The 18,942-nt window shown below is 53.0% G+C and carries 14 protein-coding genes; 4 read left to right on the forward strand and 10 right to left on the reverse strand.

What is annotated here, in order from left to right:
- The 4 genes from ACZ5BI_RS06170 to ACZ5BI_RS06185 all read right to left on the reverse strand — a co-directional run bounded on the left by ACZ5BI_RS06170 (position 1) and on the right by ACZ5BI_RS06185 (position 4,291).
- Positions 1–1,092, reverse strand: a complete 1,092-nt coding sequence (locus ACZ5BI_RS06170) for an aggregation-promoting factor C-terminal-like domain-containing protein (protein WP_412585413.1) — start codon at positions 1,090–1,092, stop codon at positions 1–3.
- Between the two features lie 172 nt (positions 1,093–1,264).
- Complete coding sequence (locus ACZ5BI_RS06175; protein ID WP_412585412.1) at positions 1,265–2,203, reverse strand: TatD family hydrolase; 939 nt, start codon at positions 2,201–2,203, stop codon at positions 1,265–1,267.
- Positions 2,204–3,652 carry a sensor histidine kinase gene (locus ACZ5BI_RS06180; RefSeq protein WP_024058476.1) on the reverse strand — a complete coding sequence of 483 codons (1,449 nt, stop codon included), beginning with the start codon at positions 3,650–3,652 and terminating at the stop codon, positions 2,204–2,206.
- 87 nt (positions 3,653–3,739) lie between these two features.
- Entirely contained in the window at positions 3,740–4,291 is a 552-nt protein-coding gene (locus tag ACZ5BI_RS06185) for a DUF2505 domain-containing protein (protein WP_464895872.1), read from the reverse strand.
- 100 nt (positions 4,292–4,391) lie between these two features.
- On the opposite strand from ACZ5BI_RS06185, the gene ACZ5BI_RS06190 reads away from it, so the two are divergent.
- The 4 genes from ACZ5BI_RS06190 to ACZ5BI_RS06205 all read left to right on the forward strand — a co-directional run bounded on the left by ACZ5BI_RS06190 (position 4,392) and on the right by ACZ5BI_RS06205 (position 9,027).
- Positions 4,392–5,222 (forward strand): hypothetical protein, encoded by an 831-nt coding sequence (locus tag ACZ5BI_RS06190; RefSeq protein ID WP_316086830.1) that lies wholly within the window; start codon positions 4,392–4,394, stop codon positions 5,220–5,222.
- Positions 5,223–5,309: 87 nt separating this feature from the next.
- Entirely contained in the window at positions 5,310–6,134 is an 825-nt protein-coding gene (locus ACZ5BI_RS06195) for a thymidylate synthase (RefSeq protein ID WP_278610462.1), read from the forward strand.
- An 8-nt stretch (positions 6,135–6,142) separates the two neighbouring features.
- Positions 6,143–6,667 (forward strand): dihydrofolate reductase, encoded by a 525-nt coding sequence (locus tag ACZ5BI_RS06200; RefSeq protein WP_278610460.1) that lies wholly within the window; start codon positions 6,143–6,145, stop codon positions 6,665–6,667.
- Between the two features lie 68 nt (positions 6,668–6,735).
- The gene (locus tag ACZ5BI_RS06205) at positions 6,736–9,027 is read left to right on the forward strand and encodes a YhgE/Pip family protein (RefSeq protein ID WP_278610458.1); all 2,292 of its coding nucleotides are present in this window, start codon (positions 6,736–6,738) and stop codon (positions 9,025–9,027) included.
- 465 nt (positions 9,028–9,492) lie between these two features.
- Here ACZ5BI_RS06205 and ACZ5BI_RS06210 read toward each other — a convergent pair whose 3' ends face one another.
- From ACZ5BI_RS06210 to ACZ5BI_RS06235, 6 genes are all read right to left on the reverse strand, one after another.
- Positions 9,493–11,844, reverse strand: a complete 2,352-nt coding sequence (locus ACZ5BI_RS06210) for a YhgE/Pip family protein (RefSeq protein ID WP_464895873.1) — start codon at positions 11,842–11,844, stop codon at positions 9,493–9,495.
- A complete protein-coding gene (locus tag ACZ5BI_RS06215) occupies positions 11,841–14,513 on the reverse strand; it encodes a YhgE/Pip family protein (protein ID WP_464895874.1) in 2,673 nt (890 codons plus the stop codon). The genes ACZ5BI_RS06210 and ACZ5BI_RS06215 overlap by 4 nt, the downstream gene beginning before the upstream one ends.
- A 134-nt stretch (positions 14,514–14,647) precedes the next feature.
- Positions 14,648–15,535 carry a patatin-like phospholipase family protein gene (locus tag ACZ5BI_RS06220; protein WP_278608923.1) on the reverse strand — a complete coding sequence of 296 codons (888 nt, stop codon included), beginning with the start codon at positions 15,533–15,535 and terminating at the stop codon, positions 14,648–14,650.
- Between the two features lie 300 nt (positions 15,536–15,835).
- Positions 15,836–17,524, reverse strand: a complete 1,689-nt coding sequence (locus tag ACZ5BI_RS06225; RefSeq protein WP_464895875.1) for a PH domain-containing protein — start codon at positions 17,522–17,524, stop codon at positions 15,836–15,838.
- Positions 17,525–18,025 (reverse strand): PH domain-containing protein, encoded by a 501-nt coding sequence (locus tag ACZ5BI_RS06230; RefSeq protein ID WP_024058466.1) that lies wholly within the window; start codon positions 18,023–18,025, stop codon positions 17,525–17,527.
- A gap of 261 nt (positions 18,026–18,286) precedes the next feature.
- On the reverse strand, positions 18,287–18,610 hold the full coding sequence (locus ACZ5BI_RS06235; RefSeq protein WP_024058465.1) for a hypothetical protein: 324 nt from the start codon (positions 18,608–18,610) through the stop codon (positions 18,287–18,289).
- Positions 18,611–18,942 lie beyond the last annotated feature (332 nt).

Here is an 18,942-nt window from a genome sequence, read left to right on the forward strand (position 1 = left end):
CTAGTACCAGTTGACCCGTTCTGAATGCTGCCAGGCACCGCAGGGGTCACCGTAGCGTCCCGCGATATAACCTAGTCCCCACTCGATCTGGGTGGCGGCGTTCGTACGCCAATCGGCACCGGCAGAAGCCATTTTGCCCGCTGGCAGAGCCTGGGGAATCCCATAGGCACCGGAACTGGGATTTCGCGCGGCCGCATTCCATCCCGATTCCCGGTTCCATAGCTTAACTAGGCAGGTAAACTGCCCTTCAGACCATCCGCGAGCAATTACCTTTTCATGGGCGATCTCTTGTGCCTGACCTGCAGGTACTACCGGTCCATAGTCAGCTTCTTCTGAGGTAGAAGTATCTGCCGGCCCCACCCGCACGATCTTCGGTTCGGCTTTAACCAGGGTAGTTACTTGCTCTGGCGATTGGAAAGCCACCGCACCATCAACTTTTTCGACAAAAGTACTTTTCGAAGTGACTTCTTCTTTGCCTTCATCCTCTACGATTTTGGTTCCGGGCGCTAAGGTTTCATCTGCTACTTCTTTAACGGGAGGAGCTGAAACCTTTTCCTGCTTAGTGATCCCGCGCTCCACGCGAGAAACCTTGATAGTGGCTGCATCAGAGCGGGTTTCCTCCACGACTACCCGATCCAGAGCGGCTAATTCAATCCCGGCGGCCTGCGCTGCTACCCGCGGATCTGCGCCCTCTTGGTAGGTACCGTTAACTTCCTTGCCGTCAACCCGGAAAGTTGCCTTTAGCTTGGGAGCATCGTGGTCGTCTACTCCCCAATCAATCTTCGCGTCCTTGGTTCCTTGTAACACCACCGGACGAGCATGGACAATTTTGATCTTTTGGTTACGAGACATCTGAGTATCGAGGGCGGGTACCACCTGGTCGTATTGACCAACTTTGATTCCCATATCCGAAACCACCTGTTCCACAGTCCGATTCATGGTTTGTACTTGGCGGCTAGCCCCATCAACCGTAACCGTGACCGTCTTGTATTCGCTGGCCACGGCGACACCCCCACCCAAGACGATGACGGCGGCGATACCAGCAAAGATCGCCGTCATTTTCGCGCTGGTGCGTCGATGTTTCCTGCTCACGTGGTTCCTCACTGTGTCGCTGGTACCGAGGACTCGGTAATATCTCTAACTTCCCTCTAACTGTAACCTGATCGTTATAAAATTACTACCTGTTTGTGACCTACAGCTATCGGAATACCAGCACTTATTTTAATACCTAAACCCAGGTTTGTGAAGATGCTTTAATCGTCCCCTAATCAGCGAAATCCGTGACCGCCCCTCCATAAACCTCGCGGGTATTATTTAGCAGCTGCTGTGCCATATCGATTTCCGTAGAACCAGTGATTTCTGCCAATTTGCGCACCGTCCACACCGTCATATAGGAGGCATTCGGCTGCCCGCGATGCGGATGGGGCGTTAAATAGGGAGCATCGGTTTCTACCAGCAAAAGCGAAGAAGGCATCGCCCGCGCCGCCTCGCGCAGCCACTCATTGGCGTTATAGGTAACCGGTCCGGCAATCGAGGCATACCAACCATTGTCCGCTAGCACCTGCGCCATCTCACTATCTCCGCTAAAGCAGTGAAACACCGTCCGTTCCGGGGCGCCTTCCTCGAGCAGAATCCGAATAGTATCCGCGTGCGCCTCCCGGTCATGAATCTGCAAGGGCAATCCCAGTTCTTTCGCTAAAGAAATATGCATTCGAAAACCCTGTTGTTGCGCCTGCCTGCCCTGCGGGGAAGTACGGAAATAATCTAGCCCGCTCTCCCCTATAGCTACCGTTTTAGTTGAAGAAGTTGCGGCCTCATATACCTGCTCAACCGCTTCTTCAAGGGAATATTGTTCGTGCCAAGGCTGCAGCTGATAAGTTTGCCCATCGGGGGCGGTAGCTACCACCTCCGCATGTAAAGCCGCCTCATTAGGGTGAATTGCCAAGGCGCAAAACACCTGGGGATGATCCTGACTCACCCGAATGGTAGGAGCTAGCTCATCTACCTGACAGCCTGAGGTGATCAGGGCGCTTACCCCAACTTTTTGCGCCCGCTCCAGTTGTTCTGCCAGACTCAGCCGCACCCCCTCTACCAGGGGAATCTGCTCTTCCCACAGGGGCAAATGGGTGTGGTTATCTACAACTTTGCCCGCCAAAGGCGCGGGCAGCTGGGGCCAGCCCCGTCGTTTACGTGATTTTCCCATCTAATTAACCGCCTCCTGAACTAGGGCGTGGATATGAACCTGGGTACCTTGTTCGGGACAACTCCACTCAATAGTGCCTTTCAAATTACCGCGCACCAAAGTGCGTACAATCGACGTCCCAAGTCCGTTTAGAGGCTCATCCCCCAGACCGCATCCATCATCTCGCACCCACGCATCCAGTTGGTTTCCATCTCGTTTAGCCTCCAAGGTTACTTTGCCACCGCGCTGGCCTAAGCCGTGTTCTACCGCGTTGGCCACCAACTCGGAAATCACCACCGCTAACGCCGAGGCCGCATCGGCATCCACCATCCCAAAACTGCCGGTAAAAGCAGTTTCCACTGCTTGGTCGGTAGTCGCCATGGCGGCCGCCATCCGCAACAGTCGAGAGATCATATTGTCAAACTCGACGGTTTCATCCACGGTTTGCGATAGTTCTTCATGTACGCGGGCAATCGCCGCCACCCGCCGTTCAGCCTCCCCCAGTGCAGCTTGCACCTCTGAGGATTCCGAACGTCTAATCTGCATACGCAAAAGTGCAGAAACCGTCTGGAGATTATTCTTGACGCGATGATGAATCTCGCGAATAGTGGCATCCTTAGTCATCAACTCACGTTCGCGGCGACGCATCTCCGTTACGTCCCGACACAGCAATAGTGCGCCGATCCGTTTACCATCCTGTTCTAGCGGCAACGCCCGAAAAGAGATAATCCCGGAAAAAGATTCTACTTCTGATACCCAAGACGCTTTCCCCATAACCACCACGGGTAGAGCCTCATCTACCTCAGTCTGCTCTTGAATCACTTCGGTGATTAGTTCCGCCAGAACCGCCCCATTAACCTCTTCACGTACCCCCAGGCGGCGCAGACAGGATCGGGCATTCGGGGTAAGATCCAGCACCCGCCCTTCAGCATCCAAATTAATGGCACCATCGATTAAGCGTGGCATCCCGTGAGTCGTAGCCGGCGGAATAGCAGTGTTAGGGAAAACTCCATCAGAAATCATTTCACACAAGAGATTCGCGGTTCTGTGAAACCACTGTTCTTGCTGTTCAAAAACCCGCAAAGATTGAATGTTTACCTCTTGAGTAAGTGCCGCCACCACTCGCCCGTTATGGCGTACCGGAAGGGCGCTGGCAATCACCGAATAGGATCCCGCCCACCGAACTTCGGGCACCGTTGGCCCAGAATTAGGGGCAAAAGCTGCAGCTAGCATCGCTGAACGTTTCGGAGAAGCTGATAGCCCCACCACATCATCAAGATGGATAGTAAACCCCGATCCGGGTCGAGCATGTGCAATCGCTACAAAACGCCCCTGGTCATCAGGTATCCATAAAATCAGGTCAGCACTGCCAATGTCAGAGAGTACCTGCCAGTCCCCAACCAACATATGTAGATGGTCGATATCGCTTTCTGATAGATCCTTACCGTATTGGCGGATCAATTCTCGCATCCCACTCACGACTACCAGTCTATGCTAGGTGCCCGCTTACGGAATCCGGGAGCTATTTGTTAAGCCTTTAAGCTGACTGAAAGCCTCTTAGCCAGCGTTATTAGCCAGCCAAAGTCGCGCAGCTGCTTCTTCTCCCCCAGAAAAAATTTGCAGATGCGACAGAAGTTCCCGTTCGACTTTCCCCCCGATAAGCGGCATATTCACCTGGAGCGTTCCGGAAATCTTTCGCAAGGTTTTCTCCGCCTCCTGCGGGGAAGCCTCCAGAAGACTCTTGGCTTTTACCTGCACCGGAACCTTGCCGAAGCGCACTTCAAAGTCGCCGTGAGCAATACGGTCGGGGCAGGGGCTGCTAAGCCAGTTCTCCACCACTTCGATCTCTAGCTGGTCGGGAAGTAACCGCGCGTAGGCAGCTGGAGTTTTTAGCTCCGCCAGGTCAACTTTTGCTCGGGACACAAAAGTTTCACTACCGGCCTGTTCCACCTGGACTTCACATTTAACCTGCGAGATTTGCCTCCAGCGAAACTCCAAGAACTGCGGATCAGTGAGCATTTGACAAACCCTTGCTGGCGAGGCCGGATACTCAACTTCTAGCTCGAAATCCCGCAAGCGTTCTTCCTTTCTACGGTACCTAATTTGCATTCAGGCTCGCCACGTCCCTCACAGGCGACTACCCTAAATAACCATAAGCTATTTCAATCGTATCCGCTTCAACTACTAAGTTATCCAGGAGAACCCCTAGATGTTTGATTTTAAAACTCCCCAGTTTTTTCGCTCCGAGAATCGCGTCTCCCAAAAACAGCTGGCGGCGGCGCTGCGCGAGTCGGTGACCAAAGTTCGTCACGCCTCTAGTTTTGGGGAAGTAGTGGATGCAGTCCTCGACATTCCTGGTGAACATGTTGACCACAAATTGTTACAACTAGCCAAGGCTAATCCGCAGGCAGATGCCGGTGATCTGGAAAAGATATTAACGAAGCAATACATTAAACGCACCGCCTACGCTTCCTCTGCAGTGGGAGCAGGAGCGGCTCTGCCGGGGGGTGGCACCGGGGTGGCGTTGGGGCTTACTGCCGGGGAACTAGCGGCCTACGCCGTGCAGACCACCATCTATATTTTGGGGGTCTCCCGCCTGCACGGAGTGCGTCCTGCCGATCGGGAACAACGCCGAGCCCTAGTGCTATCTAGCCTGCTAGGTGAAGAGGGCGCCGCGATTGTTTCCGATCAGTTGGGACTCAGCACTCTAGCTTGGGCACGCACCTCCCTGAAGAACCTCTCCTCCCCCACCTTGGGGCAGGTAAACAAAGCCCTGATGAAATACGCATCTAAGAAACTATACCGGCGCACTGCCGGCCGGATCGCCGGACGCCTAATTCCTTTCGGGATTGGTGCCGGGGTAGGTTATCTGTCCGGCAAGGCGGTAGCGCGGCGAACTGCCGAGGGTCTGAAGGCCGCCTTAGGACCGGTACGCGATATATCCGCCCAGGATCTAATGGTAGAGCTGGCACCGGTGATAGATCTAACTTCAGATCCTGCTACTTCCTCCAGTAAAAAAATAGATTTCTTCGCTGATTAAAGCGGTATTGTCTTAGGGATTGCCTGTTCGCCTCGTTCCCGCCTCCCAATAGCCCTAGCGCGAGATTGCCTAGTAACCGGCTAGAATATGGACAAACAACTAGCGAAAGGTAAGGGCGTGGCAGATAGACAATACGAGGACTTACTGGCCAAAATCCTAGATTCTGGCAACGAGAAAGCAGATCGCACCGGAACTGGCACCCGCTCACTTTTCGGAGCCCAGCTGCGCTACAACTTGGCGGATTCCTTCCCCCTGATTACCACTAAAAGGGTATTTATGCGCGGAGTTGCGGAGGAACTGTTCTGGTTCTTATCCGGAACTTCTAATGTCCGTCCTCTGCAGGAAAAAAAGGTTCACATCTGGGATGATTGGGCGGATGCCGAGGGCGAGCTAGGGCCAGTTTACGGAGTGCAGTGGCGTTCTTGGCCCAGCCCGAAAGGCAATATCGACCAGATCGAAAACCTGCTTTCTACCATTAAGAACGACCCGTCCTCGCGCCGGTTGCTGGTATCTGCTTGGAATGTTTCTGAGCTGGACAAAATGGCATTAGCCCCCTGCCACCTGCTATTCCAAGCCTACGTAGCCGGCGGACGCCTGTCCTTGCAGGTATATCAGCGGTCCTGCGATATGTTCCTGGGGGTTCCCTTTAATATCGCTTCCTATTCTTTACTCACCCATATGCTCGCTCAACAAAGCGGGCTGGAAGTCGGGGATCTGATTTGGACGGGCGGGGATTGCCATATTTACAACAATCATATGGAGCAGGTGCGCGAGCAGCTATCCCGTGAGCCCTACCCCTTCCCCACTTTACATTTGCGTCCGGCCGACAATCTTTATGCCTATAAGTGGGAAGATGTCGAGATTGAGAACTACCGCCACCACCCGACTATTAAAGCGCCAATCGCGGTTTAGGAGGCAAAATGAAGATCGGCATGATCTGGGCGCAGGCCGCGCACCGCGTAATCGGCAATGGTAAGGAAATGCTCTGGCACGTTCCGGCTGACTTTAAACATTTCAAAGCCACCACTATCGGAAGCCCGATTATTATGGGGCGCCGCTCCTTTGAGGCTTTAGGGAAACGAGCCCTGCCGGGGCGATTAAACATTGTGCTAACTAGCCGCGAGAATTACCAGGCCAGCGGAGCAAAAACTGCGACCTCTATTCCGCAAGCACTCGCCCTCTCCCAAGCAACGGGCGCACAAAAATGTTGGATCACCGGGGGCGCTCGCCTCTATGAGGAAGGAATGGAGATAGCTGACGAGCTAGTCGTCACCTACCTGGATTTAGATGTGGGAGACGACCCCAGCTACGCCCATGCCCCCATTATTTCTCCGCAGCTATGGGCAGTAGATCCAGATCGTTCCGATAGTCAGTTCCGTCCTATTTCCGGGGACTGTCGCTGGAAGGTTATTTACTATCAGAAAACCGAAAATACCGATAGTTAACGCCGCAAGCACGCCAACATATCGTAAGTGGTCAGATAAAAGGTGAGTCCAGAAAAATCGGAGGCACAATGGGGAAGAAATACCGTTGGAACACTCTTTCCAACATAGTGGTGATTCTCGGTATCCTGGTGATCCCGTTGATGTATTCCGGCCTGTTTACCTGGGCATACGAGGATCCAATGCAGCGGGTCAACCTGCTGAAAGCCGCAGTGGTAAACCTGGATCAACCAGCCGACGCCATCGGCGCTAATGGGGACAAAACTCTGAAACTGGGTGAAAGCCTAGAAAAAGAACTCTATAAAGATGATGCTCCCGGCTTCGACTGGACCAAAGCATCTCTGCCGCAAGCTAAATCCGGGCTAAAGGATGGCACCTATAAGGCGCTACTGCTCATCCCCAATAATCTTTCTAGTACTTATGCAAAACTCGCTGACCCCGAAAATAAAGTCCCCGCAAAAAAGGCTCAATTAGAGCTGCGAACCGATGACTCGGTGAACTATTTGCAAGGCACGATGGCCACCTCGGCAGCATTAGCTCTCCAAGCGGCGCTATCTAATGAGGGCGCTGCCGGATATATCGATCAGCTGTTGCTTTCTACCGGTTCGCTTAAAGAGGGGTTCCTCGATGCGGCCTCTGGCGCCGGGCAACTTAGCGAGGGCGGAGATCAGTTAGGGAGTGGTGCCGATACCCTGGTAGTGGGACTAGGAGAACTAGCTGATGGCAGCGTTAAAATTCGTAACGGTTCCCTGAAACTAAGGGATGGAATCACCGCCTATACTGGCGGAGTTTCCAGCCTCAATTCCGGTTTGGGGCAGCTAAATCACAATATGCCGAAGCTAGCTGCCGGAGCCAAACAAGTTGACGGCGGAGTAGCCCAGATTCACCAGCAGATAGCCGCTATGCAACCGGAAGTTAGCAAACTGGCTAAAAGCGGAAACGACCTGGTTGACCTGTTAACCCCGCTTTCGCAAGCCAATATCGACACCGCCAAAATCAATGAGTTGTTGAATGAATTAAAGCAGGCGGCGGACAAATGCGCACAGGTTCCCCCGGCGGCGCTTCCTACCTTCCCCCAATGCCAGCTGCTCAGTGAACTGGCCAAGAAACAAGGCATATCCCTTAAAGAACTGTCCGAAAATATCAGCAAAGGTCAAGGCCTACTGACCATGGCGGACAAACTTTCCCAGGTTGATCCGCAAGAGTTAAAGCACAAATTGAACGCCGCTGACCAGGGAGTAAAGGAACTGAGTAGGCAAACGGCTCTGACTACAAAAACGAAGAGCGGACAGCAAAAGCCTACCTTACGAGATGGTACATTCGCCCTCGCCAACGGATTAGAACAGGCACAACAAGGGATACAAAAGCTTTCTGCCGGAGCCGCTACCCTAGACAAAAACTCCGCGCAGCTGCGTACGGGAGTCAACGCTCTCAGCGGCGGATTGGATTCCCTAACCGCCGGAGCTGGAAAAGCCGCCGATGGCGGAAAACAGTTAGCGGGCGGAATCGACCAGTTAACCACCGGTGCTTCTAACCTAAAAGAGGGATTACGCGATGGTGCCGAGCAAGTACCCACCGTAGACCAGACACAGGCTAAAAAAGTCTCTGAAGCGGCAAGCGGAGTTGCTGATGTGGAATCGGTACGGCAAAACCCGGTACGCCATAACGGTGCCGGATTCGCCCCCTTCTTTATGGCGCTATGTCTGTGGATCGGCGGGATCGCCATCTTCTTGATCTTCCCCGCCCTAGATTTGCGGCGCCACCCCGAAGAAAGCTTCTGGAGTTGCGGTTTCCGCTCCATGTCCATAGGGACACTCTTCGGTACTCTGCAAGCGATTACGGTAGTAACTGGCATGCAACTATTCCTAAAGCTAGATGCCCAAAATTTCGGGGCATTATTGCTAATAGCAGTATTAGCCTCTATCGGATTCGTAGCGATCAACCAAGCCTGCGTAGCCGCTCTCGGATATCGAGGACGCGCCCTTTCAGTAATCCTGCTGTGCCTGCAAATCACCTCCACCGGTGCAACTTTCCCGGTAGAAACCGCTCCGAAGTTCTTCCAGTTCCTCAGCCCCCTGCTGCCCATGACCCATGTGGCACGCACTATCCGCGCCGCGATTGCCGGCGGAGAACTACATTTCGGCAAAGCATTACTGGTGCTAGCGATCTGGACGCTCCTGGCCTGGGTGGCAACCGTCATTTCCACCGCGCGCCGCAAAGGCCAGCGCCCCATGCCCTACGATCCGGCCTTGACTTTCAAGAAGGTTCCCCTGGTTTCCTCCCCGTTGGGGGGAAATTCTGTCAACAGCGTGGAGGATTACGACCAACGCACTCGCCAAGCCAAAGAAAACCTGCCTAGCTGATTGTGCGGCGGCGCGGGGCTGGACGTGGGGAGCCTAGCAGGGCGCGGGGAGCCTGGGTTTTTCCTCCCGCCCAAGAAATTCGGAAAACGTAGCGGCGTTTTCCGAATTCTTATGCCCACCGCACCCACTCGGATAAAACCCAGCCTCCCCGCGATGTTACCGCCAGTGCCCAGCCGCACCCCGCTCCCACCTGGCACATCATCTCGCTTCAGCTATACCTTTCACACGGTTCTATAGCTAGCCGAGCGCGCTGGGCGCGTAGGTATTAAGCGGGACAAAATACCGGTTCCTGTACAACTTGCCCACCCCACCCCTATGCGCGGGAATAAGTTTTATCCGAGTCGGCTAGGCGGGCGTTAAATCCGAAAAGGCAATGCCTTTTCGGATTTTGGGCGGGAGGAAAAACTTATTCCCGCGCTGGACTTAGGGAGGAAAAATCTAGCCTGCCCGCTCACTCAACTTTGGCTACATGACTTTCGTTTTTTCAATCTTCTGGGCGGTTTCGTGGATCCGTCCGGCAATCGTATGCCGCGAAACCACCCCGAGAGCCAGGTTTGGAACTAGGAATATCAGGATTATCAGCAGGTTATAGGCAAAGTCCCCTGCATAAATCCCAGCGATAGCCGAACGCATCAGGTTAATCGCATAAGTGGCGGGCAGCAAGGGGCTGATGTTTTGAAACCATTGCGGCAAAAGTTCCAGCGGATAGGCTCCGCCAGCCGCAGAAATCTGTAGTACCAACAGTAAGACTGCTAAGGCTTTACCGGCATTGGCAAGTGCTACCACCAGGGTATAAACGATATTGGTAAAGACGGTAGAAATTACCCATCCCGCCATAATCAGCAGGAAGGGGTGCGCTGGTTCGATTTCCACGAATACAATCAGCCCGAGCATAAGCAATGTGGATTGAGCCATCCCAATCATCCAGAACATAAAGTAACGTCCCAAGTACTCTTGAGCTCCGGTGAATAGAGGTTTTCTTGCGGTGGCTTTCGTGGTCGCTTTCGCACCCGAAGTCGGTTCTGGTTCGTCAGGTTTCGTGTCTGCCTCTTCTGAGCGAGACGATTCGCCCTCATCCGTTTCTGGATCATCGGAAGTATCTGCAGGTTTTCGGGCTGCAGTCGTGTCCAGGTAGCGTTTACCTACATTCGTAGAAACGTCAGTGCGCAGAAAAACCCCGGCTAGGAGCGCCCCAACCCACAGGGCGATCACGGTAAAGAGTGGAGTCATACCCACCCCAAAAGTGGCGACTGGGAACACCGCCTTACGTTCTAGCGCTACGGGGGAAGAAATCAAACGGGCAAAACCTTCCGGGTCAGCTCCCAAGGTGGTGGCTATTTGGTTCAAGCCTCCTTTTGCCTGGGCGGACGTAATCTGCTCATGCGCTTGGTTCAAGCGACTGGCACCGTCCCGCATCTTTTTAGCGGTATTGTCCAAGGTTTTTTGGGAGCGGCGCATAGTCTCGATCATCCCGTCTGAACTTTCCGACAGGTCGGCTTGCACCGCCTGCAGATGCGAACGGAAAACCTCCACATTCTCTCCGGCAGATTCTAGGTTCTCCCGTAGGCTTTTTATTTTTGGCTGCAAGTTTTTCTCATAATTGGATCGAGCGGTGTCAATAGCCTGTTTTGCTTCTGCTATGGAACGTTTAGCCGTCTGCCTCAGCTCCCAATCACGAGTTCCTCCTCGACGCAGGTCAGCGGCTATAGCGCCCAGCTGTTCCGAAAGTACTTGTTGGCGCGCAATCGCCGCGTCCATATCTGCCAGCAACCGGTCAACCGCAGGCTTGTCCCCCTGCCAATCTGCCCCTCCTGGCCTCAGTACCTGCTCAAGGGCGTCCCGCGTACGTTGGAAGCCAGCGATTTGTTTATCTAGCAGAGTCTGCAACTCTTCGATGGTGGCAGCACTGCTTTGGGTGGTGCTATTGGCGGAATCCAGCAATTTATCCAACTGTTTTTGCAGGTTGGCAAGATTACTTCCTGCCAACTTCACCGCATCATCCAGCTCAGAGGAGATGGCCGCGAAGGGATTGGCGCTGCCCTGGGCACTTTTGCCCCCGGAATCGAGGGTGGATCCTATTGCCCCCTCGAAAGAGTCTTGTACCCCCGCAGCCAGTTGTTTGGCTCCGGTAGCTAGCGGCACTGCCGAACCTATCAAGGTGGACAAAGAACTGAATGTGTTCGCCCCCGAATTTAACTGTGCAGAAAGGGTTTCGAGGTGGTTGCTCAACCGATCCAGAGCTACCTGAGTGTCGGCAGTCTCTAGGTAATCGGACACGTCCTCAGCGATTCCTACGGTTACTTCAGCCAAGGTTTGCGAAAAAGTTGTGTTAATTTTCGCGGTGACGCCTTGCGCGCCTTGGTTGGTGAGATTTGCTGAAAGCGGGTTCTTCTTTTCGTTGGTGTACAGCGTGATATTTGCGGGGGCAGCCCCACCGGCATAGAACGTGAACATGGAGTGAGAAAAATCCTTGGGCAATACAATTGCCGCGTAATACTCCCCCGAGCGTGCCCCTTCCAATGCCTTATCTTCGCTGGTTAATACCCAATCAAACTGGTCATTTACCGCCAGTTCCTTGAGGACGGTGTCTCCCACATTGACTTTTACGTTCAGGATTTTGCTGGTGTAACCCTCATCGGTGCTGGCAACGGCAATCTGCAATCTTCCCGAGTTTGAGAAGGGATTCCAGGTGGCTAGCACGTTGAACCAGGTGAAGAACAAAGGCACGGTAATCAATAGAACTATGGAAATCCGAACCATGATACTGCTGCGAATCTGACGGAAGTCGTCACGAATGATAAAAAATATTTCGTTCATCGTGTCTCCTCGCTACTTGCCGAGGCATCGGTTTCGCTCGCCGACCTGTCTCCGCTTTGATCCGTCGTTTCTGCCGCTGGTGTTGCTCTTATGAGGCGATGTTCCCCGCTACCCCAGTTTTTTCCGCCGCTCAGACCCTTGGAGCTACCCGCAGTTTTGCTTGCGTTTACTTGTCGCTGGCGAGCCAGAGATTCGAACAGTTCATCTTGCGTCAAATGCGACAGCCTCTCTGCTCGTTCTAGGGAGCTTTTCAGCACGGCTATGCCAACTAAGGTTCCAATAATAGCGACTCCCCAAATAGCTAGTATTCCCAGGAGCACGGACTTACTGGCGGAGGTTATCCAGGAAATCATACCTAGTACTACCAGTCCTAATATCCCCACGATACTCAGCCCATTAATCAAAGCGGGATAACGGGCATTGAACCCCTCTTGACGCAGCTTAATCCGGGTGGAAAACTCTTTCCGGTTAGCCAGAAGTGCAATGATGTTACTCAAACGGTAACCGCGACTTTGCAGCTGAACGTCTTCATTCACTACCAGTTCAGTGCGAGCCAAATCGTCGTAGAACAATTGGGTGAAGTAACCGAAACGCCGCCTGCCCAAATACCCCAAGAGGAACATCGTGACGCTCATGAGTAATAGAACGGATATAACATGCCAGTAACGCCCGTGATAGAACCCGCCGATAGTTTCTCGGATTGCATCAATGCCGTAAGAAAATGGGAGTATCGGGGAAAGCTGGCGGAAGAATCTGGGCATGAGCTCGATCGGATAAATACCCGAGGCACCGGGAATCTGCAACACTACCAGCAAGATTGCCAGCGCTCGCCCCACGTGACTGAATGCAGCGGCCAAGGCATAGATAATTGCCAAATAACACGGCCCAATCAGCATGGAGGTAGCAATGAAAGCGGGAGCGCTGGCCGCTTTCACTCCCAACAGTAAACTGCCCACGCTAACAATCAACCCCTGCCCGATAGACAACGCACCGGAGAGCATAAATCGTCCCAGATAAGCCGAGCGCAAACTCAACCAGTCAAAGCCGTCTTTATCGACTTCTACTCGGAAAATAATGACCAGAATAAGTGCACCAATCCACATAGAAAGATTGATGAACATAGCTGCCATTCCCGAGCCATAAGAGTTGATGGGGAACAGTGTCTTTTGGTCGAATTTCACCGGCGCGGTCAGGTAGCGCCCAATATTAGTTGAATCCAGGCCGATAACTGTTTTCAAAGTGCCTGTCCGGAGGGCGGTTGCCAGCGCGGCCACATCGGTTTGCGCTCCGCGAGCCGTAGTAGACAACCCGTTTAGGTCCCCCTGCACCTGGTCAAGCACATTTTGCGTGTTAACAATCTGCTCATCAACGCCGCGGGTCAGCGCCGAAATCTCTCTAAGAGAAATCCGCGCAACACTCACCGCGGATTTAATGGCTCCCAGCTGTTGTGACAGCTGCGTCACCCGGGCATTTAGCGCAGAGGCGGCCTTAGCGGACTGTTCACGTAGACCAGTGGCGTTGCGTTGCGCATCGGATAGAGACTGGTCAAAGGATTTCATCAGCGTTTTTAAATCCTCGGCGGTCGTTGCCGCATCTGACCCGGTTTTCCCGACCACAGCGAGCAGATTCTCCATCTCATCCAGCTGGCTTTTCAGCTTGGTAGCAAGCTTTTGCGTCTGCGGGAATCTTTCCAAAACCGCAATCTGATCACGCATTTTCGTTATTGAATCATTCGCCCTCTTAATTCCTGACTGCAGCTGCGAATCCATTTCGGTGAGTTTATTCGCTGCATTAGACACCGCTGAATTAGCCGCCGCCGAGGACACAGTGAGCGCCTTTTGAGCGTTAATACTGGCTTGTCCCGCCTTTACAGCAAATTCGGAAGCATCGGATACCACCGTTCCTAGAATGCCTTGGGCATCCTGCAAAGCCGCCGAAACATCAGCCAATGCCGGATCAGCTGCAGAAAGCGCAGACCGGACTTTTTTCATAGTCTGTAAGGAACCCGCCAAAGAGGTATTGGCGGAGTCCAAGGCACCTTGCGCATCATTGAGATCCCGGTTGATACCGCCCAAGGCATCCAGAGTGCTTCCTTCAGCGCCAAGAATACTCGCGTCGATCTCTAAACCACCCTCACGCAGAGCCTGCGCAATGGCCTCGCCCACTTTTCCCCGGAAAGCTGAGGTGACTTGAATATCGAGTTCGTTTGCTCCGGCGTCGGTAATTTTGGGCGCAATAGCGCCTTTCTTTTCATTAACGCGGTATTCGACAGTCGGCTGCTTACGTTTGCCGCTAAAAATATCGACTAAGTCTTTGCTAAAGGTTTTCGGGATAACGAAAGTTGCATACACTTCCCCGGTTCTGATTTTGTGATCGGCAGTGTCTTGATCGGTAAATTGCCAGCCGAGCTGGTCATTGTCTGATAATTGTTCGACTACGAGGTCACCAACATTGAGCTTACCGGTCAGCGCAGAGGAGGCTCCCGCATCGTTATTCACTACCGCAATAGGCAGATTTCCCGTTTCCACATAGGGGTTCCAAAAAGCCAAAATGTTCAGCCAGGTATAAAGGGCTGGGGTAACCAAGATACCGAATACGATAATCAGGGAAAGCGGAACCGCAATAATCCGCTTCAAGTCCCGAGTGAACACCCGCCAACTATCTCTCACCGTCTAATCATAACCTCACGTTAGAATTCTGGCAGTTCCCGCTGCGCCCCTTAGTATTCGCCCCTGGAAGAATCCCGGTGCCACAGAGTTTTGCGCGTTCACCACCAGATTTAGGTCAGTAAACCTGCCCGATTTTAGAGTCCTAAAAACTCTTTGACCTTTGGGAGTTCACTTTGCATCTGCTGGTAGCCAGCGGAAAAATTCTCTTCCAGCTTGGCGGGATTATCTTCAAAATTCGCCACCCCCATATGCTGCGGATAAAACACATAAGCTTTACCTTCCGATTCCAACCTCTCTAGTTCGGCTCGGGTCCGGTTGTAATTGATAGGGCGTTCAATGACCGCCTTAGCAGCCTTCGGGTAACGAGTTAGCAAGCAGCGGTATGCCAAATCAGGTAAGCGGTTTTCTTTAACATATTCCCGCGGACGGGTCAGCAGAACCAGGAACTTTTCGTATCCATCTGCCTGCGCCACGTCCAAAGGAATTCCGCCACTGGGACCTATTGCCCCGTCCATGCAGGCCTCACCGGCAATATAAGTAACTCGGGTAGCTATAGGCATCGATCCCGAGGCCTTGCATACGTGGGTCAGCTTTTGCTCCGAATCCACCTGATTGCGTGAGAAATATAGTTCCTCTCCACGCTGCGCGTTATATACCCCTACCCGCCATTCGGCGGGATTTGCTGTAAAACGCCCGTAGTCCAGCTCGAGCATTCCCCCAGGTTCGGTCAGGTCGTAGTACATGTGGTGAGTGTCGAAAACCCCTTTACCTTTTATTGCTGTTTTCCATCCGCCAAAATCGGGGTCGGTGCTAATATCAATGAAGCAGCGTTTAGAACGCTGTGGAAGACGCGCCAAATAGTTCACCAAGTTGGTAGCACCTGCGGAAATTCCGGCGACATAATTCAAGTAGATTCCTGACTCCAAGAGCATATTTATTGCCCCCGCAGTGTAACTACCCCGCATTCCCCCACCTTCGAGCAGCAATGCAGTGTCAAAGACATTATTCTCAAACTGTTCCATACCGTCTCACCCCAATTTCAATCATACGGATTGACATAGTACTAGGCTCAGGTAACTTCAGCTCCCCAGTTTGCCTAAGTTTTATCTGAGCAGGTGCGATGGGCATAAGAATTCGGCAAACGGCACAAGGTTTCCCGAATTCTTGGGCAGGACGAAAAAAATTTCCGCGCTAGCAATGTCAGCAAGTAACGCTGCGGGCGCGGCCGATAAAAGATACGAGAGGGGCTTGACCTGCGTAGCAGGTCATGGGGTCCCCGGAGTGCTTTTATCGAGCCAGCCCGGCTCGTGGCAGTGACGCAATTACTGTCCTACGGGGCGGAGGGTTTGCAGCATGCGCTGCGCCCACTGGGCATTCGGCTCCACTTTAGAGCGCACTTTCGAGGCCGCCAGTTCATCACTGGCGAGCTGAGCTGCCACCTGTGCATCTAGGTGCTGAACCTTCATGGTGGCAGTGCCGGGTACCAAATCTAGGCGCACCCCTGCCAGTCCCAGATGCCGCTGCAGGGGACCGGCACTGGTAGTCACCGATTGTGCCCTTTCATGTGGGGCAAGGGTAACTTTGCGCCGTAGCCACCCATCGCGGTAGATTAGCACGGTGTCGGTGGCCGCGAAGGCGCGGCGAGTACGGGCAAAAGGATCTAGTATCTGGGCTTTTTTAGCAATGGCAGTGAAAAATCCAACCGCTTCCGAATCCGAGTTCGTACCGTCAAAAGCCTCCTGCAGCAGCTTTTCCCTTTCTGCGTCCTCGTTAATCCCTAGATCTCGAATCGCCATGTCTAAAATTATTTTTGCTTGCTCCAAAGTTCCTACTGGTAACAGCAGGTTATCGGCAGCTTGCTTCTTTTGGTCGCCACTGGTTTCCACCCCATGCCCGGCGAGGGTAACTTCGGCTTGCCACCAGCCGAAGGGTCGCCACAGTAGCGGTTGGATAAACCGGATGGCGTGAATCCGCCCCGGCGGCAAGGTCTGGGATTTGAGAGCGAGCAGACCCGAGGTGACCCGGATACCGTCGTGCGTAATATTGGCACTGAAATTGAAACCGGAGTTAAAACGCGACCAGGCATAAGACAGTATCATCAGGGGAATAATTCCAATGGAAATAATGGTGGGGATAATGCTTCCCGCGACTAGCCCCTGCACAGTTAGATCCGCCATGATGAACAGTACGATGGCGCCAACCGCCACGATCAGCGCCATTAGTAGCAACCAGACTGTTTGGGAAGTCAACAGCACAGAGGCGATCAGGCGTCCTGGGGAAACCCGATAAACTTCATACTCGTCCTGGTCTAGATGGTAATCGTCCTCGGCAAAAAGCGCAGTCCCCGCCAAACCTTGGCCACGCTGCTGTGGGGAATGCTCATTAGGGAGGGTGCGCCCCGCGATCCGGGCTACTACTTCCCGGCGTGCCCGATCTAAATATTTGTTCGCCAGGAACTGGATTTCTACCCGCGAGCCTTGCCCCCCTGCCGATTCTACACGCAGAGCTCCCAAGCCAAAAATGCGAGCAGCTAGCGGACGGTAGACGTCGACAGATTGCACGCGATCTAGGGGAATCTTCCGGTGCTTTTTAAAGAAAATCCCGCGGCGATACTGCACATCGGTAGCGGTTACTATCCAAGAGGTTGCTCGCCAGGCGAAATACAGGTAGATGATTAACAGCGCTAGCATCGCCAACGGCACCGTGATCACTAACAGCAATATTCCCGGATGCCCCGGCACGTTTTCCCGGAGGTTCTTGATCAGCATGATCACGTTATTAAGCGACTGGGTTAGGACGACTACCACTATGATCACCAAAGCCTGCCACACTTGCAGCAGCGGGGTGAGCCAGTGTACTCGCCGCCAAGCAGATTCTGCTACCCGAGCATCCCGGGCACTAACAGCATCGGCCACGGTCAGGGAATACTGTCTGTCAGCAGTTGTAGCAGCGGTCTCCTCGGAATATCCCGAAGAGTTTTCATTTGTTACTTCGTGGTATTGATCGCCCATCTAAATACCCTCAAGATTGGTTTCAGCAAGTTCCGAAATTTCTTCCCGCAATTGCGCGGCCTGTTCGCGAGGAATTCCCGGCAATTCTGCGTCCGTCGATGCGGAGGCAGTATGCAGTTTTACCTGTGCTATCCCGAAATGACGAGCAACCGGTCCTTCTTCTACGTCCACATATTGCAGCCTGCCCAAGGGAACCACAGTTAAGGACTTGAACATTATCCCCTTGCGAATCTGCAAGTCAGTTCCGGTAACTGCCCAGCCCATAGCGCGCACTTGTCGCGGAATTAGCCATAGCAGCCAAAGGGCTATTCCCAGCACCAGTGCGATCACCACCAGACCGATCCATTTTTCGGGGAGGGCTAAAAATAGAATTATCGCTACTGCTGCGAAGCAAAGTAGGAAGAATGCGACCGCTGCCAGACGTACCTTAATAAGTTCCAGGGAAACCGGACGAAACTTCACCCCTGCCGGTGCGAATGGATCTAACTGAGAGGAAACCATCTAATGTCCTTTTTTGCTTTTATCCTATCAGCACCATTCTCAGCACTCAGAGCGGGGGCATTAGTCTCTCCCATTGACACGGAGCCAGCGCCCCCTTTGACACTTGCCCTCGCAGAAGACCTATAGACAGCGACAGGCTATTGCCCATTTGTTAAGGACTACTGTCCTTTTTAGTGTCTGCTTATTTTGAACACATTTTTGGGCACAAAAAACCCCGGGCAGTTGAGGGATGCCCGGGGTTTTTTCAGGTAGTAAGAGGATCTACCCGATCATAAAGGAACGTGTAAGGCTGATAGCACCGGCTGCACCGATGCCACCCAAGATAACGATTCCGGCGAGGGAACCGGCGCCGCCCATGCGGTCAATCGCGGAGAGATTGTTGGCCGCATAAGCCGTAGCATCAACATCGTTAGCGGTTAGGTTGCCGCTAACTTCGGTCGTACGAGCCTGAATCTGAACGGTGGTCTGAACGCCCTCATTGGACAGCCCCTCGGCAGCCTGTGCGGTCAGCACGCCAGCAGGAATCAACGCTGCCGCAGCGATTCCGCAAGCGGCCATCTTCTTGATCGAAGTTCCCTTGTTCATTTCAGTCTCCCTCACGACCTGAATTCTTTCTTGTTGGTATTAATATTACCACCCGGTCAAATGAAAGCAAGCTAATTGCCCCCATTTATGCGTGATCTACGTCACGATTCGCAAAAACTTATGTAGTGGAAAGTAGGTCAGTTTTCGAATTAATGTTTCTACCAGCAGCTATAGACACTTTATGGATTGCAACAACCTGATAACGTCAATACTTACCATCCGGTAAATATTGACAATTTTCAGGGTTTCCTCCCTAAAAATCATTGAACTGTGACCTAGATTTAATAACTTTTTCATCACTTCAAATCTTTTAGTGCCCGCGCTCACATAAA

Source organism: Varibaculum sp. GTC20041 (assembly GCF_055387755.1).

Excerpts from the sequence above, each read along its gene's own strand:
- ACZ5BI_RS06200 (WP_278610460.1), top strand. The coding sequence starts at position 6,143 with ATGAAGATCGGCATGATCTGGGCGCAGGCCGCGCACCGCGTAATCGGC.
- ACZ5BI_RS06180 (WP_024058476.1), bottom strand. The coding sequence starts at position 3,652 with ATGCGAGAATTGATCCGCCAATACGGTAAGGATCTATCAGAAAGCGAT.
- ACZ5BI_RS06175 (WP_412585412.1), bottom strand. The coding sequence starts at position 2,203 with ATGGGAAAATCACGTAAACGACGGGGCTGGCCCCAGCTGCCCGCGCCT.
- ACZ5BI_RS06230 (WP_024058466.1), bottom strand. The coding sequence starts at position 18,025 with ATGGTTTCCTCTCAGTTAGATCCATTCGCACCGGCAGGGGTGAAGTTT.
- ACZ5BI_RS06205 (WP_278610458.1), top strand. The coding sequence starts at position 6,736 with ATGGGGAAGAAATACCGTTGGAACACTCTTTCCAACATAGTGGTGATT.
- ACZ5BI_RS06210 (WP_464895873.1), bottom strand. The coding sequence starts at position 11,844 with ATGAACGAAATATTTTTTATCATTCGTGACGACTTCCGTCAGATTCGC.
- ACZ5BI_RS06195 (WP_278610462.1), top strand. The coding sequence starts at position 5,310 with ATGGACAAACAACTAGCGAAAGGTAAGGGCGTGGCAGATAGACAATAC.
- ACZ5BI_RS06225 (WP_464895875.1), bottom strand. The coding sequence starts at position 17,524 with ATGGGCGATCAATACCACGAAGTAACAAATGAAAACTCTTCGGGATAT.
- ACZ5BI_RS06190 (WP_316086830.1), top strand. The coding sequence starts at position 4,392 with ATGTTTGATTTTAAAACTCCCCAGTTTTTTCGCTCCGAGAATCGCGTC.
- ACZ5BI_RS06235 (WP_024058465.1), bottom strand. The coding sequence starts at position 18,610 with ATGAACAAGGGAACTTCGATCAAGAAGATGGCCGCTTGCGGAATCGCT.
- ACZ5BI_RS06220 (WP_278608923.1), bottom strand. The coding sequence starts at position 15,535 with ATGGAACAGTTTGAGAATAATGTCTTTGACACTGCATTGCTGCTCGAA.
- ACZ5BI_RS06185 (WP_464895872.1), bottom strand. The coding sequence starts at position 4,291 with ATGCAAATTAGGTACCGTAGAAAGGAAGAACGCTTGCGGGATTTCGAG.